Annotated in this window: 14 protein-coding genes and 2 other annotated features; of the genes, 1 reads left to right on the forward strand and 13 read right to left on the reverse strand. The window is 44.6% G+C overall.

Features of this window, described 5'->3' with window-relative positions:
- Window positions 1-22: 22 nt before the first annotated feature.
- From trpA to F9802_RS11850, 8 genes are all read right to left on the reverse strand, one after another.
- A complete protein-coding gene (gene trpA / locus F9802_RS11815; RefSeq protein WP_152152171.1) occupies window positions 23-808 on the reverse strand; it encodes a tryptophan synthase subunit alpha in 786 nt (261 codons plus the stop codon).
- The gene (gene trpB / locus F9802_RS11820; RefSeq protein ID WP_152152172.1) at window positions 801-2006 is read right to left on the reverse strand and encodes a tryptophan synthase subunit beta; all 1206 of its coding nucleotides are present in this window, start codon (window positions 2004-2006) and stop codon (window positions 801-803) included. Before trpB ends, trpA begins: the two co-directional genes overlap by 8 nt.
- On the reverse strand, window positions 1981-2616 hold the full coding sequence (locus F9802_RS11825) for a phosphoribosylanthranilate isomerase (RefSeq protein ID WP_152152174.1): 636 nt from the start codon (window positions 2614-2616) through the stop codon (window positions 1981-1983). The genes trpB and F9802_RS11825 overlap by 26 nt, the downstream gene beginning before the upstream one ends.
- Window positions 2617-2626: 10 nt before the next feature.
- The gene (trpC, locus tag F9802_RS11830) at window positions 2627-3406 is read right to left on the reverse strand and encodes an indole-3-glycerol phosphate synthase TrpC (RefSeq protein ID WP_152152176.1); all 780 of its coding nucleotides are present in this window, start codon (window positions 3404-3406) and stop codon (window positions 2627-2629) included.
- Window positions 3403-5016, reverse strand: coding sequence for a bifunctional anthranilate synthase component II/anthranilate phosphoribosyltransferase (locus F9802_RS11835; protein WP_152152178.1), 1614 nt, complete (start codon window positions 5014-5016; stop codon window positions 3403-3405). The genes trpC and F9802_RS11835 overlap by 4 nt, the downstream gene beginning before the upstream one ends.
- Window positions 5016-6410 (reverse strand): anthranilate synthase component I, encoded by a 1395-nt coding sequence (gene trpE / locus F9802_RS11840; RefSeq protein WP_152152179.1) that lies wholly within the window; start codon window positions 6408-6410, stop codon window positions 5016-5018. Before trpE ends, F9802_RS11835 begins: the two co-directional genes overlap by 1 nt.
- Window positions 6411-6482: 72 nt before the next feature.
- Window positions 6483-6711 (reverse strand) — a binding site (T-box leader).
- A 36-nt stretch (window positions 6712-6747) separates the two neighbouring features.
- Window positions 6748-6996: a binding site (T-box leader), on the reverse strand.
- Between the two features lie 51 nt (window positions 6997-7047).
- On the reverse strand, window positions 7048-7734 hold the full coding sequence (locus F9802_RS11845) for a GNAT family N-acetyltransferase (RefSeq protein ID WP_191991911.1): 687 nt from the start codon (window positions 7732-7734) through the stop codon (window positions 7048-7050).
- A 22-nt stretch (window positions 7735-7756) separates the two neighbouring features.
- Window positions 7757-8611, reverse strand: coding sequence for a carbon-nitrogen hydrolase family protein (locus tag F9802_RS11850; protein ID WP_152152181.1), 855 nt, complete (start codon window positions 8609-8611; stop codon window positions 7757-7759).
- 207 nt (window positions 8612-8818) lie between these two features.
- On the opposite strand from F9802_RS11850, the gene F9802_RS11855 reads away from it, so the two are divergent.
- Complete coding sequence (locus F9802_RS11855; RefSeq protein WP_225435330.1) at window positions 8819-10048, forward strand: EAL and HDOD domain-containing protein; 1230 nt, start codon at window positions 8819-8821, stop codon at window positions 10046-10048.
- On the opposite strand, the gene panF is transcribed toward F9802_RS11855, so the two are convergent.
- The 5 genes from panF to F9802_RS11880 form a co-directional block, all read right to left on the reverse strand.
- Window positions 10045-11481, reverse strand: coding sequence for a sodium/pantothenate symporter (gene panF, locus F9802_RS11860; protein ID WP_152152186.1), 1437 nt, complete (start codon window positions 11479-11481; stop codon window positions 10045-10047). The two genes, F9802_RS11855 and panF, sit on opposite strands and share 4 nt — an antisense overlap.
- Window positions 11478-11756 carry a YhdT family protein gene (locus F9802_RS11865; RefSeq protein WP_152152189.1) on the reverse strand — a complete coding sequence of 93 codons (279 nt, stop codon included), beginning with the start codon at window positions 11754-11756 and terminating at the stop codon, window positions 11478-11480. Before F9802_RS11865 ends, panF begins: the two co-directional genes overlap by 4 nt.
- A gap of 278 nt (window positions 11757-12034) precedes the next feature.
- Window positions 12035-12925, reverse strand: a complete 891-nt coding sequence (thrB, locus tag F9802_RS11870; RefSeq protein ID WP_152152190.1) for a homoserine kinase — start codon at window positions 12923-12925, stop codon at window positions 12035-12037.
- Window positions 12922-13983, reverse strand: a complete 1062-nt coding sequence (thrC, locus tag F9802_RS11875; RefSeq protein ID WP_152152192.1) for a threonine synthase — start codon at window positions 13981-13983, stop codon at window positions 12922-12924. The genes thrB and thrC overlap by 4 nt, the downstream gene beginning before the upstream one ends.
- Complete coding sequence (locus tag F9802_RS11880; RefSeq protein ID WP_152152194.1) at window positions 13980-15281, reverse strand: homoserine dehydrogenase; 1302 nt, start codon at window positions 15279-15281, stop codon at window positions 13980-13982. The genes thrC and F9802_RS11880 overlap by 4 nt, the downstream gene beginning before the upstream one ends.
- Window positions 15282-15357: the final 76 nt, after the last annotated feature.

The following is a 15357-nucleotide window of genomic DNA, read 5'->3' on the forward strand; positions in this document are numbered from 1 at the left end:
CTTCTCCGGGCAGCCTTGTTTGTTATCTTGATTTAACCGTTGCATGTGGCAGCAGCTGTTTAATGTCTTCTTTTTTTCCTTCGTGAAACAGTTCGACAATTTTACTGCCGACAATCACACCGTCGCAATGCTGTCCGAGCTCGGCTGCCTGCTCTTTTGAAGAGACACCAAAACCGGCTAACACTGGAACCGCACTTTTCGATTTGATCCGCTCTAAATAAGCAGCTACATCATCTTGGTAGCTCGTACGGACACCGGTTATGCCTTTTACCGTTACGGCGTAAATAAACCCTTCCGCTCCATCCGTAATTTTCGCCACTCGTTCTTCCGGGCTTGTCAAGGTGACTAAACGGATCAAGGCAAGGTCGCTCTTTTTCAGCGCTGCGCTCACTTCCACTTCTTCTTCAAGCGGCATGTCAGGAATAATCACTCCTGATACTCCTGCCTTGCTGCTGTCTTTCGCGAATGCTTCCGCTCCGTATTGAAACACCGGATTTAAATACGTCATAAGCACGATCGGAATCTGGAGTTCATCTTTATGGACCGCCAAATATTCCAGCACTCCTTTTAATGTGACGCCTTGTGCAAGCGCCCGTTTGCCGGCTTCTTGAATGACTGGACCGTCTGCGACCGGATCGGAAAAAGGAATGCCGATTTCTGCCACAGTGACTCCGATTTCCTGCAAATAAAGAAGCTGATCTTTCAAAGCAGCAAGACCGCCGTCTCCAGCCATAATATAAGATACAAAGGCTTTTTCATTTTTGTCCTGCACGGCTTGAAAAGCTTCTGCCAATTTGTATTTACTCACCTTTTTCCCCTCCTAGCCTTTCTTGAATCGCTTCTACATCTTTGTCGCCCCTGCCTGATAAACAAACAGCGATGCATTCATCTTTGCCCATTGTTTTTGCCAATTTTGCCGCGTAGGCAATTGCATGAGAACTTTCCAGTGCAGGAATAATTCCTTCCGACTGCGTCAGTAATTTAAAGCCTTCGAGCGCTTCCTCATCGGTCACAGCTGTATATTTCACACGGCCGATGTCTTTCAGTAAACTGTGTTCCGGCCCTACGCCCGGATAATCCAAACCGGCTGAAATGGAATGAGCTTCCTGAATTTGACCAGCTTCATCTTGGAGAAGGTACATTTTACTGCCATGAAGCACGCCGACTTTTCCTTTTGTGAGAGAAGCAGCATGCTCATCTGTGTCAATGCCGCTGCCCGCCGCTTCCACGCCGTATAATTTTACTTCTGTGTCATTGATGAATGGGTAAAACATGCCCATCGCGTTACTGCCGCCGCCGATGCAGGCAACGACTGCTTCTGGAAGTCTGCCTTCTTTTTTCAGCATCTGCTCTTTCGTTTCAGTTCCGATCACGCTTTGGAAATCACGGACCATTTGCGGGAATGGATGCGGTCCAAGTACAGATCCCATAATATAGTGGGTATCCTCTACATTTGCCACCCAGTAGCGCAGCGCTTCATTCACAGCATCTTTTAGTGTGCTGCTTCCTTGGCTCACACTTACTACTTTTGCCCCGAGCAGTTCCATGCGGAATACGTTTAATTTTTGGCGGCGAATATCTTCTGCCCCCATAAAAATGACGCATTCCAGATTAAGCAGTGCACAAACGGTTGCTGTTGCGACCCCATGCTGACCAGCGCCGGTTTCTGCCACCACTTTCTTTTTCCCCATTCTGACGGCTAAAAGCGCCTGTCCGATCGTGTTATTAATTTTATGAGCTCCGGTATGGTTCAAATCTTCTCGTTTTAAATAAATTTTCGCCCCGCCCAGCTTTTCAGTTAAATTGCGGGCAAAATAAAGCGGGTTTTCCCGACCGACATAGTCCGTTAAATATTCGTTCAATTCCCTTAAGAAGTCCGGATCTTTCATCGCTTCTCCATATGCTTCTTCTAATTCCAAAACGGCTTGCATCAGTGTTTCTGGGACGTATCTGCCTCCGAATGTGCCGAAATGTCCCCGCTCATCTGGTTGTGTATATGTAGTCATCCTGTTTTGCTCCCTTCGCTGTTTGAATAAATCGTTTCATTTTCATTTTATCTTTCATACCGTTCGTTTCTACTCCGCTCGAGACGTCTACAGCAAACGGCTGGACGATTTGGATCGCTTCTTCCACGTTTTCCGTATTTAGTCCGCCTGCTAAAATGAAGCGTGAGCGGTCAAACGATTCGTTTTGCAGCAAACTCCAGTCAAAAGAAGTGCCGTTGCCGCCCCGATACGGACCGATCGGGCTGTCCAGTAAAATAAAATCCGCCGGATAGGCAAGCATATCAGAAAGTGACGCGCCTTTTTGAAAGCTGAACGCTTTAATGACCGGTAAGTGAATTTGTTTGGCCAGCTCAGGCGGTTCATCGCCGTGCAGTTGAACAACATCTAAAGCCGCCTGATCGGCAATGGCTTTTATTTCTTCAAGAGTCTCATTGACAAACACACCGACTTTTAACGGCCCTTCTTTTAAACCATCAGCAATTTTTTCAGCTTGTTCAGCCGTCAATTGCCGCTTGCTTTTAGCAAAAACAAACCCGATGGCATCCGTACCAATTTGCTTTGCATAAAGAGCCGTATCAAGATCTTGAATGCCGCATATCTTTACTTTCACTTTACTCACCTCACAGACTGATTTTTAATTCACGGAACGTCTGGGAGATATTAGCGCTTTTCATAAATGTCTCGCCAACTAAAATGCCTTTTGCTCCTGCTTGCTTCACACGTTCCACGTCAGCCGTCGCTTGAATGCCGCTTTCTGCTATGAAGACTTTTTCCGGATGTAAATAAGCCTTTAACAGCCGCTCGGTAATCCCGAGGTCAACGGTAAAGCTTTTTAAATCACGGTTATTAATGCCGATCACGTCCGCATTCACTTGAAGAGCTCTTTCCATTTCTTCTTCGTTATGGACTTCAAGTAACACATCAAGTTCCCGTTCTTTCGCATAGCCATAAAGCAGCTGCAGCTGTTCTTGGTTGAGAGCAGCAGCGATTAGCAAGATCACATCTGCGCCGGCTGCCATCGCCCGGTCAATTTGAATTTTGTCAATAATAAAGTCTTTGCATAACACCGGCACGCTCACCGTCTGGCGGACGACTTGCAAATCCGCCATCGTACCTTTAAAAAATGGTTCATCTGTCAAAACTGAAATGGCATCTGCTCCGCTTTCTTCATATTGCTTTGCCTGTTCTACAGGATCGACACCAATATTAATCTCTCCTTTTGAAGGAGAGGCTCTTTTAATCTCTGAAATAATATTCATTTTGTCAGATTGATAAAAGCGGTCATATAAAGATCTTCTTGACTGTTTTTCTTTCACCCCGTCCGCTTGAAATGTTCTTTTTAGCCGTTCAACTTCTTCCTGCTTTTTTGCCAAAATTTTATCTAAAATCGTTGTACTCATACTGGAATCCCCACTTTCTGCTGCTTTTTCGAATAATCGATTAAATAGTGAAGTTTCGATAAAGCCGCGCCTGAATCAATGCTTTCTCTTGCTAATTGAATGCCTTCTTGAATGGTTTTTGCTTTTCCGTTAGCGAATAGCCCGATTCCTGCATTCAGCAGAACCGTATCACGCGGAGCGCCTTTTTCACCTTCAAGTATTCTTTTTAAAATTTCTGCATTTTCTTTTGCTTCGCCGCCGCGAATATCATCCAGGCTGTACGTTGGCAATCCCGCTTCTTCTGGGGTAATGATCATTTTTTTCGTTTGGCCTGCTTCCAATAATATTAAATGATTTTCGCCTGCAAGAGAAGCTTCGTCCATGTAGCCAGCTCCATTTACGACTACTGCCCGTTTTCTGCCAAGACGATCAAGAACACTTGCCATCATTTCTAGCATATCGCGGCGGTAAATGCCAAGCAGTTGTGTATCAAGCTGAATCGGATTTGTAAGCGGTCCGATTAAATTAAAGATTGTCGGAATTTTCAAATCGCGGCGTACCTTCATAATTCGTTTCATTTTTGGATGAACGTGGGGGGCAAACAGAAAAGCAATGCCGTTCTCTTCAAGCAATTCGTCTGTTTCCCCTTCAAGGTACTCAAGGGAAATACCCAAATGTTCTAACACATCCGCACTGCCCGTTTTACTAGAAACGCTGCGGTTACCGTGCTTCGCAACTTTCACTCCTGCTCCTGCCAGCACAAAGGCAGACGTTGTACTGATATTAAAACTTTGAGATCCGTCTCCGCCTGTTCCGCAATTGTCCATCACCCCAGGTAGCTGCTTGCCAGTGCCAAGGGCGTTTTGGCGCAGCACGTTCACGAGCGAAGCAATTTCATCTACCGTTTCTCCTTTCGCTTTTAAAGCGACAAGAAAAGCAGCAATTTCACTATCTGTCGCATCCTCCTGCAAAATCTCTTCAATCGCTTCTTTCATTTCAACTTCTTCTAGTGTTTGCTTGTCTGAAAGCTTCATTAAATACTTTTTCATATTTTTCTCCTTCCGGTACTGGCGGAAAAATTGTTGAATAATATCCGTCCCTGATTTTGTTCCAATCGATTCCGGATGAAACTGCAGTCCGTACACTGGATACTCCCGGTGGCGAATCGCCATAATCTCTTCATCATCCGCTGAATAAGCGAGCACCTCCAATTTTTGCGGAAGCGTGTCTCCGTCCACGGAAAGTGAATGATACCGCATAACAGGCACCGGTCCGGCAAGCGCCTGGAACATCCCTTTGCCTTCATGCCGCAGAAGTGAGATTTTCCCGTGTTTGATTGTTTTCGCCGATCTGATTTTCGCCCCAAAAGCGGCTGCAATTGCCTGATGCCCGAGGCAAATGCCGAGTATGGGAATACGGTGGAAAAAGCTGCGAACAACTTCTATGCATATGCCTGCTTCTTCCGGTGTACCGGGACCGGGCGATAACACAATTGCTTCGGGTTCAAGCGATTCAATTTCTTCCAATGTCAGTTCGTCATTGCGGATGACGCGGACATTTTTTCCGAGCGATCCGATTTGCTGATACAAGTTATAAGTAAAAGAATCATAGTTATCAATAAGTAAAATCATTATTTCACCTCCAGCAATGCTTTTGCTTTATGCATTGTTTCTTCATATTCTTTTCCGGGTATAGAATCGTACACAATGCCGGCGCCTGCCTGTACATGTGCCTGCCCGTCTTTCACAATCATCGTCCGGATCGCCAAGGCAAAATCCAAGTTGCCATCGGATGAAATATAGCCGACTGCTCCTGCGTACAAACCACGCTTGACTGACTCTAGCTCATTGATGATTTGCATGGCGCGGATTTTTGGAGCGCCCGAGACCGTGCCGGCAGGGAGACAAGCGGACAACGCGTCAATAGGATGAACGTCTTCTTTAAGCGTCCCGCTCACTTCTGATACGATATGCATCACGTGTTTATATTTTTCAATCTTCTGATATTTAGTCAAGTGAACAGTCCCAATTTCACACACACGACCAAGGTCGTTGCGGCTTAAATCAACGAGCATGCGGTGTTCAGCCACTTCTTTTTCATCATTCAACAGCTCCCTTTCAAGCGCTGCGTCTTCTTGTTCATCAGCACCGCGCGGCCGCGTACCGGCAATCGGATTCGTTGTCACATCCCTGTCTGCAACACTAATCAGACTTTCCGGGGATGCTCCTAACACAGTATATTCTTTAAAATCGATGTAAAACATATACGGTGAGGGGTTCGATGTTCTTAGCCGCCGGTAAAGTGAAAAAGGATTACCGTTAAATGCTGCTTTCAGACGCTGGGAGAGCACTACCTGAAAAATATCGCCACGAACAATATGATTTTTGGCCGTTTCCACCATGCGGCTGAATTGTGCCTGATCGACATTTCCGGTAAAGAGAAGTGTTTCAAGAGATTCTACCGGCTGCGGATGAGCAGTCCCCATCACATTGTGCTCCAACGCCAACAGCGCTTTCTCCAAATCCGCATCGGTTCTGTCCCCGAATAAATCAACCGCCGCAAGTGTTACTTTTTGCAGTAAATGATCGTAAACGATAAACGTGTCATAAAACATAAAGTGGACATCCGGCATCTGCAGTTCATCTTCCAATGCTTCTCCGATCAACTCATCGAGAAACATCACGTCGTAGCCAATGTAGCCGACTCCGCCTCCAAAAAAAGGAAATGGCTGCTTATCGGTTTTTCTTTCGCCGAGCAGGCTTTTCAGCTGATGAAGACTGTGCCCTTCGTAATGCTCTTCGGCATCTGTGCGGTGATTGATTCGTTCCGCTTTTTTACCAGTTGCCTTATACTCCTCAACCGGATCCATGCCGAGAAAAGAATAGCGCCCACTCTGTTCATGCTTATAAGAGCTTTCCAGTAAAAACCTCTTTTCCCCCTGCATTTGGTGGTAAAGCATGATTGGTGTCAGCATATCCCCCTCCATTTCTTTTAATTTATAGGCCATTTTTTCTTTCGTTTTCATTATTTTCACCTCTTAAGCTATTGATTAAAAAAACAAAAAATCCTCCGCAGCTGTGATGAATACATCACAGCTGCGGAGGACGGTTGAACCGCGGTGCCACCTCGCATTGAAGCAAAAAGCTTCCTCTTTATCCGAACGGCGGCAAGCGCCCCATCCGGGTCCTGTTAACGGCAGAAGCCGGGCAGCCATTTCCTGCTGCCACTCCTGAGTCCATTCAGCTTGCGGTGCGGCACCGGTTCTCACCATCCCGGCTCTCTGTAGCGCACGGCACAAGCGTACTCTTCTCAGTCACTGATTTTCTGATATGTATAACAAAAAACACAAAAAACCCCCTGTCGCAAAGGACGGGGAGCCGTGGTACCACCTTTATTGATTGCAGCTGCTGCAATCCACTCTTAGAGCATCAAAGCTAAAGCTTAAATGCCTGTCTTTTGTAACGATAAGACATTCGCCGCAGCCTACTGCCAAAAAGGGTTCGGTGCAGAAGCTCGGAAGGCCATTCACTTATATGCCTGCACTGATTCTCACCTGCCATCAGCTCTCTGAAGCATTTATATAAGCTACTCATCTTCGTCAACACTTATTATAAGTCGTTCTGTTTGTTATTTTTTATATTAATCCATTCTGCTTCTGAAAGTCAACTATTTATTTGAATATTTTTATTTTTAAAAGGATTGCGCCATTCCATCAATGCGGCCCAGTTAAGTGACTCTTCATCTTCGAGGTAATTTTCTTCGAGGCGGACCGGCAAACGGCCGCAGTTCAGTAAAAAGGTTACTACAGGGTCTTTCAGTTCTCCCGAAACAACTTTTTGAACATATTCTTCTGCGTTCATTTGGCTGGCATAACGAGAAAATCCAGGCATGCGGCCGCCGCCGAGCAGACGGTCGAGATTCAGGTGGACAACTGTCTGGTACATCGCCTGCATCATCAGTTTGCCAAGCCCAAGCTTGCGGCTCGCCGGCTTGACACTAATGTCGACTACATACAGTGTGTTGCCATCCGGCTTATGGCTGCGGATAAATCCATTGTCCGTGATTTCTTCCCACGTATGGGGCGGATCGTCCGGACGAAAATCAACGAGCAGGCAAGTCATCGAACCGGCGATCTCTCCGTCTACTTCGACACAAATAGCTCCTTCCGGAAAAAAATGGACATGACTGTTCAACTGTTCTTTTGACCACCATAAGTCTTCAGGAAAAGGCGGGGGAAAACATTCCCGCTGGATTTGAATTAAGCCATCAAAATCTGCTTCTGTATAATTACGAACGACCACCGTAAAAGGCCGTCCTTCATGATACAGCTGGAACTCGCTTTTATACACGACTCCACCTCTTTTCAGTAGATTACCAGTCAGGATAAAGGTCTGTGCGGCGATCACGCCACGTCGTTACCGAGCCTTTTTCCCGGACTTCTTCAAGTAATTTTAAATCAAGGTCTGCTGTAATGATCATATCGTCATTGATCACACCTTCTGCTAAAATACCTGCTGGAGGAAATGGAACATCATTCGGCGTAATGATAGCCGCCTGCCCGAAGTTTGCCCGCATTAAATCCACTGTCGGAAGCGCGCCAACTGTACCTGTTAAGACGACATACACTTGATTTTCAACGGCTCGGGCATGACTCGTATAGCGGACTCGGTGAAACCCATGGCGGTCATCTGTACAAGACGGACAGAAAATAACGTCAGCCCCTTTCGCTTTAGCCATTCTCACAATTTCAGGAAATTCGATATCGTAGCACGTTAAAATCGCGATTTTTCCTTTGTCCGTTTCAAAAATTTGAAACTGATCTCCTTGCGCCATATTCCAGCCTTCCACTTCCGCCGGGGTAATATGCAGCTTTGCCTGCTGCTCCATGCGGCCATCCGGATAAAATAAATGAGCCACATTTTGAATATGCTCTCCTTTTTCTATTACGTGTGTTCCGGCAATGATGTGGACATCGTAGTTTTTAGCAAATGTTTTAAACGCTTCTCTGTATTGTTGAGTAAACTTTGGCAAATCGGTAATTTCAAGCGGATGCCCGTTTTCATCGCCGATGGACATCAATTGTGTCGTGAAAAACTCTGGAAATAAAATAAATTCTGTATCGAATTCTTTCGCGGCTTTTATGTAATGCTCACACTCGGCAGCAAATTCTTCAAATGATGTAATGGTGTGCAAATGATATTGCACAGCTGATACCCGCATTTTCATAAGGCGATCCCCCCTCTTCAGTCTGATTTAAGATTAGTGGAAAATGGAGAAAAATTCAATAGTTCATCTTTTAAGTTTGAAAGATTCATTCTCTCTGATCGAAAAAAACATCCATATTAAGAATAAGTAAACTTTCAAACGAACCATATCTTATTACCTATAACAATAGTACAATAAAATAGAAAAAGTGAGGTGGACATATTGACTGTGCATGTAGCAAGACAACCAATATTTAACCGGCAAGAACAAACAGTTGCTTATGAGCTGCTTTATCGCAATGAGAATGGACATCATCCGGGTAAATTAGTGAATGCTGATCAGGCAACAATTGACGTATTGGCAGCAAGCTTATTAAGCATAGGATTAGAACAAATTTCCGGCGGGAAGCAATTGTTTATCAATTTCACTAAAAACTTGCTTCTTCAAGACTTTCCTGATTTTTTAACTGCTGAAAGTATCGTGATTGAAATACTAGAAGATGTCGATGCAAACCCAGAAGTACTGGCTGCCTGCCAGATATTAAAAGAAAAAGGGTATATTATTGCGCTTGACGATTTTCTTTTGAACGCCAGCAATAAAGGGCTAGTCAAGTATGCAGACATTATAAAAGTAGACTTTTTAAACACGACAAAAGCGGAAAGAAGAAAAATGAAGAACGAGATGATGAATAACCATATTACTTGGCTGGCGGAAAAAGTAGAGAAGAGAGAGCATTTTTTAGAAGCACTTGAAGAAGGATTTGACTTGTTTCAAGGTTTCTTTTTTTCAAAACCTGCTCTCATGAGTGCCAAATCCATTCCTCGATTTTCTCAAAACTACTTTACTATTTTAAAAGAAGTCATGCAGGACTCCCCTGACGTCAAAAAAACAGCGCGGCTCATCGAAGCAGATTTGACTCTTTCTTATAAGCTGTTAAAGCTATTAAACAAAACAGCGTTTATCCGCAGGGGTAAAGTCAAAACGATTCATCAGGCGATCATGCTGATTGGACTTGAGGAATTAAAGAAATGGCTGTTTTTCATTATGGCGGATTCATCGAATGCCAAATGTTCCGAAGAGATTATCCGCACATCTTTAATAAGAGCTAAAACTCTCGAACAATTAAGCTTTTCCTATTTTCCAGATGAGCCATCCTCCCAGTTTTTTTTGTTAGGAATGTTTTCGATGATTGATGTGTTACTAAACGAACCGATGGCTATCATCCTTCGTGATTTGCCGATCGATGGGAAAGTGAAGCAAGCGCTTTTACTGGAAGAAGGGAGGCTTTCAAATATGCTGAAGCTAATAAAAGAGATGGAAAGCGGCCATTGGACAACAGCCAGCCGGATCAGCAAGCAATTGCAAATAGAGGATCGCATTTTATCTGAGAGTTACCAGGAAGCCCTTAAATGGGGGGATATAGTGTTAAAAGAAACAACGAGCTTAGATCGAATCTAAGCTCGTTTCATACCATGACGGCTGCTTATTAACGTGACTGCTATAAAAGAAAGCAACGATAACAAAATAGGAAAAACGACTGTATGCATGCCAAGTACATTCGGATAAAACGAATGAAAAATAATATAAGAGAACATCCCTATCACCATCGAAGCCACCGCTCCCGCCCCATTCGCACGTTTCCAGTATAAGCCCAAAATAACCGGCCAGATAAACACGGCTTCAAGCCCGCCAAAGGAAAATAAATTCAACCAAATAATTAAGTCAGGCGGCTGTAAGGCAACAATAAAAACAACAATGCCAATAACGGCTGTGACAATAAAACTTAATCTTTTCACTTTCTTTTCTTCTGCTTTTTTGTTGATGAAATGCAAATATAAATCTTTCACAACGGCACTAGATACGAGCAACAGCAGTGAGTCTACCGTTGACATAATGGCAGCCATCGGAGCGGCAAGAACGATGCCTGCAAGCCAATCCGGCATAATGGTCATCGCCAGCTCAGGCATGACTTTATCTCCGATCGTTATGCCCGGAACGATGGCCCTGGCCATCACCCCAATTAAATGCATGCCAAGCATAATCACACCTACGACGATTGTGCCGATAATTAAAGCCCGGTGCATCGCTTTGGCATTTTTATAGCTCATCGCTCTAACAGCCACTTGCGGCAAGCCGACAACACCGACGCCGACTAAAATCCAGAAAGATGAAATATAAAGCGGAGTCAAACTGCGGTCATTTCCATAAGGGCTTAATAAGTTAGGATTTTCTGTTCCAAGCGTCGTCATAATTTTTTCCATGCCCCCGCCCGCTTTTAAAGCCGCCACAAACAAAATGATCGTGCCGGCAACCATAATCAGCCCCTGTACCATGTCCGTAATCGCAACGGCACGAAAACCGCCGATAATTACATAAACCATTACAGATGCCGCAAAAATAATTAAAGCTGTCGTATAAGAAAGACCTGTGAGCGACTCAACTAATCTCGCTCCTCCGATCCACTGTGCAGCCATAGCTGAGAATAAGAAAATAATAATACTCAGCGCCGCCAGTACAACGACAAACTGGTTTTTATAGCGGGCAAATAAGAAATCTACGAGAGTGATAGCATTATACTTTCTCGACATAATCGCAAACTTCTTCCCGAGAATCATTAAAACAAAGTATCCTGTTGCTACTTGGCTCATGGCAAGCAGCACCCAGGCAAGCCCGTAATTATAGGCGGCACCCGGACCGCTTAAAAAGCTGGAGGCGCTGCCGTACGTAGCTGCCATCGTCATCGCCAGAATAAACCCGCCGAGTTCCCGGCTTCCTAAAAAATACTCTTGGATAAATGAAGAAGAGCTTTGCACATGTCGCGATGCATACACACCGACAACGAAAATGACGACCAAGAATATGATCAATGGCCAAATAACTGCCATATTCACCTTTGATCACCTTCCTCATCAAATGGCACTTCTTTAAAAAAGAACTTCACCGTAAAAAAAACGAGTCCAATCATGACAACGAGGCCTACTACACAGCTGTAAAAAAACCAGGCTGGGAGCCCGAATACGAAGCTGTACTCCTCAACAGGACCACTGCCGAGTCCATAAGCAAATCCGTACCACCAAATAAAATTAAAAATGACTAATATGATGCCAATCCAGGCTTCTCTTTTCGCTATTTTAAAACGCGGATCTTCCTGCACCTTCCTGTCCATTTTCCCCTTCCTTTCTTTGACGGAAGCTCAACAACCACTTTTAACATTACGATAGGAAACCAATGGATGCAATCCTGTTTTTTTAAAAAAAGAGAAAAGACGGCGCATGACACACACCGTCTTTTCATTATAAGCTTGCTATGCTTCAGTCTCATTTAAGAGGGGGTAATGAGAATGAATGTCAATTTCAATTATAACCGATTGATAATCATTGTCAACTATATCCTTTCATTCATTACAAAATAAAAAAGAAAAGCCCACATGGGAGCCTTTCTTTTTTATTTGTATTCAATTTTTCCTGTATGAATGGCCAGCTGTTTTACATCACAATGTGTAAATTGATCACGGAATACCGATGCCACATCAGCACCTTTTCCTTTTGGAGCAAACGTTAAAATCGTCGGCCCTGCTCCGCTGATCACAGTCGCATATGCGCCAGCCGCTTTCGCAAGCTTTCTCGCCTCAGGCAGTTCTTTAATAAGCTCGAGCCTATACGGTTCATGGAATTGATCTTTTTCCATCATTTTTCCGGCAAGCTCATAATTGCCAACAGATAAAGCGGCAAGCAGCACATTAGCCACAGCACTTGCTTCTACAGCCTGCTGCCTAGAGAATTTTTCCGGAAGTACATTCCGCGCATCTTCTGTCTTTACTTCATACGAAGGAATGATCACAACAAGATCCACTTCAGGATCCGGCAGCTGGACAATCTCGGCCTCTTCTCCGAATGACACACCTGCCACCATTCCGCCAAACAAGGAAGCTCCAATGTTGTCAGGATGCCCTTCAAAATCGTTGCCGATCGTTAGTTTCTGCTCATCTGAAAGCTGTAAACCTGCATAGCGATCCGCCAATTCAATGCCAGCTGCAATAGCGGCTGCACTGCTGCCGAGTCCGCGTGCGAGCGGAATCTCGCTGTCCATGACGATATGTAAAGGCGGCAGCACCCCGCCATATGTATCCGCTGTTTTCTTTGCTACCTGGTACACGAGATGCGTTTCATCGTTCGGCAAACCAGCGAGCATCGGTGAGCGATTCTCAAAGTGCCAGGCAGAAGCCGGTGTAATTTCAAGTGTTAAATAAAGATTAAAAGCAAGGCCGAGGGAATCAAACCCCGGCCCGAGATTGGCCGTGCTGGCCGGCACTTTCATTATTACCGGCGCACTCATGCACGAACCACTCCTTCAATAAAATCAAACACGGCTTTTTCTTCATTTGGCAGAACGACCGGCTTTTTCTTAATTTGTTCAATCGCCGTCTGAGGATCTTTCAAGCCATTGCCTGTCAGAACCGCTGCAATCGTTACGCCGGCCGGAATTTCACCGGACTTGCGGTGTTTAATAATGCCGGCAATCGAAGCACAAGAAGCCGGCTCAGCAAAAATACCTTCTTCTTTCGTGATCAATTCAAACGCTTCTAAAATTTCTTCATCCGTCACGAGATCGATTTTACCGCCGGATTCATCCCTTGCTGCAACCGCTTTATCCCAGCTTGCCGGGTTGCCGATACGGATCGCTGTTGCTACCGTTTCTGGCTGCTCAATAACCATGTCTTTCACAATGGCCGCTGCTCCTTCCGCTTCGAAACCATGCATTTTCGGAAGACCTGTGCCGAATTTTTCGTTATATTCTTTGAATCCTTTCCAGTAAGCCGTAATGTTGCCGGCATTGCCGACTGGAATCGCCAGAATATCTGGCGCTTTGCCGAGCTGGTCGCAAATTTCAAACGCTGCTGTTTTTTGCCCTTCGATCCGGTACGGGTTCACTGAGTTCACGAGCGTAATTGGTGAATGCTGGCTAATATTACGAACCATTGTTAACGCATCATCAAAGTTTCCTTCAATCGAAACAATTTCTGCACCGTACATCATCGCCTGCGCCAGTTTTCCCATCGCAATCTTCCCTTCAGGAATAACGATGATCGCACGCATGCCTGCGCGGGCTGCATACGCAGCTGCAGCTGCTGATGTGTTTCCTGTAGATGCACAAATGACGGTGTTGCTTCCTTCTTCTTTCGCTTTTGCTACTGCCATCACCATACCACGGTCTTTAAAAGACCCAGTTGGATTCGTTCCTTCCGTTTTCACATGAAGATCGATATCAAGCTTTTTAGACAGGTTGTGGAGCGGAATCAACGGTGTGTTTCCTTCCATTAAAGATAATGCTGGTGTATTCTCAGTGATTGGTAAAAATTCTTTGTATTGTTTAATTAAACCTTCCCACTTCATTTCGTTCCATCTCCTTCAACCCGGTAGAAGCTTTCCACTGCTTTTACAACATTTAGGTCATTTACTTGTGATAATACATTTTGATAATTTTCCATTGATGCTTTATGAGTCACGATGACAATTTCCGCTAACCCTTCTTCTTCAAGCGGAAGCTGCAGAATTTTTTCAAAGCTGATCGAATGAGTGGAAAATAATTTCGTCAGTTCAGAAAAAGCACCGACTTCATCTCTTACATGTAGACGGATAAAGTATTTAGCGAATCGCTCATCCGCTTGTTTTAACTGTCTTTCAAATTGCGGCGCCAGCACGCTGTGGCCATTGACGCCAAGGCGCATGTTTTTCACGACAGCGAGGACGTCACTGACGATCGAAGTAGCTGTTGGCAAGCTGCCTGCGCCCGGTCCGTAAAACATCGTTTCTCCAACCGCTTCTCCGTATACATATACGGCATTATATTCATCATGGACAGATGCAAGTGGATGGTCGTTCTCCAAAAACGTCGGCTGAACGCTGACTTCCGCCCGTTCATCTTCCTGATTAGCGTACCCGATTAATTTCATCGTATAACCAAGCATGCTGCCATACTTTAAATCATCCTTTGACACGCTTGAAATTCCGCTCACTGAGACATCATCGAGTTCAATCTCCATCGAGAAAGCAAGACGGGCTAAAATCGCCATCTTGCGTGCCGCATCCAAGCCTTCCACGTCTGACGTCGGATCCGCTTCCGCAAAACCTAAATCTTGCGCATCTTTCAAAGCCGTCTCGTAAGAAAGCCCATCTTTCGTCATTTTCGTTAAAATATAGTTCGTCGTTCCATTAACGATTCCCATGATTTTTTGAATTTTATCAGAAGCAAGACCGTCTGCCAATCCTTTAATAATCGGTACACCACCAGCCACACTTGCTTCATAAAGTAAATCACAGCCATTTTCAGCAGCTACTTTCTGCAGTTCTGAGCCATGAAGAGCAATCAAATCTTTGTTGGCTGTAACGACTTGTTTCTTTAAATTCAAGGCATCAATTATGTATTTTCGCGTTTCTTCAATTCCGCCAATTACTTCAACGATTACATCAATGTCCGGATCATTGATCACTTCATACGGGTCTGTAGTGAGGAGGCTGCTGTCAAGTTCGACATCACGAACTTTATCCGGGTTCTTCACTAATACTTTTTTAATAGATACCGGACATCCTACTTGGTGAACGAGCTGCTCTTGATGATTTTGAATCATCTTCACGACTCCTGTACCAACTGTGCCTAATCCTAATAAACCTACTTTAACGTTGTCTTTCACTTTTCCTCACCTCTGTGTGTTTTTCTAGTGTACATTTGTTCTTTCATAGTAGACATTATATATGCTTCTTTCAATT

Origin of the sequence: Bacillus aerolatus (assembly GCF_009183655.1) — a bacterium.
GTDB classification, from domain to species: Bacteria; Bacillota; Bacilli; order Bacillales; family Domibacillaceae; genus Pseudobacillus; species Pseudobacillus aerolatus.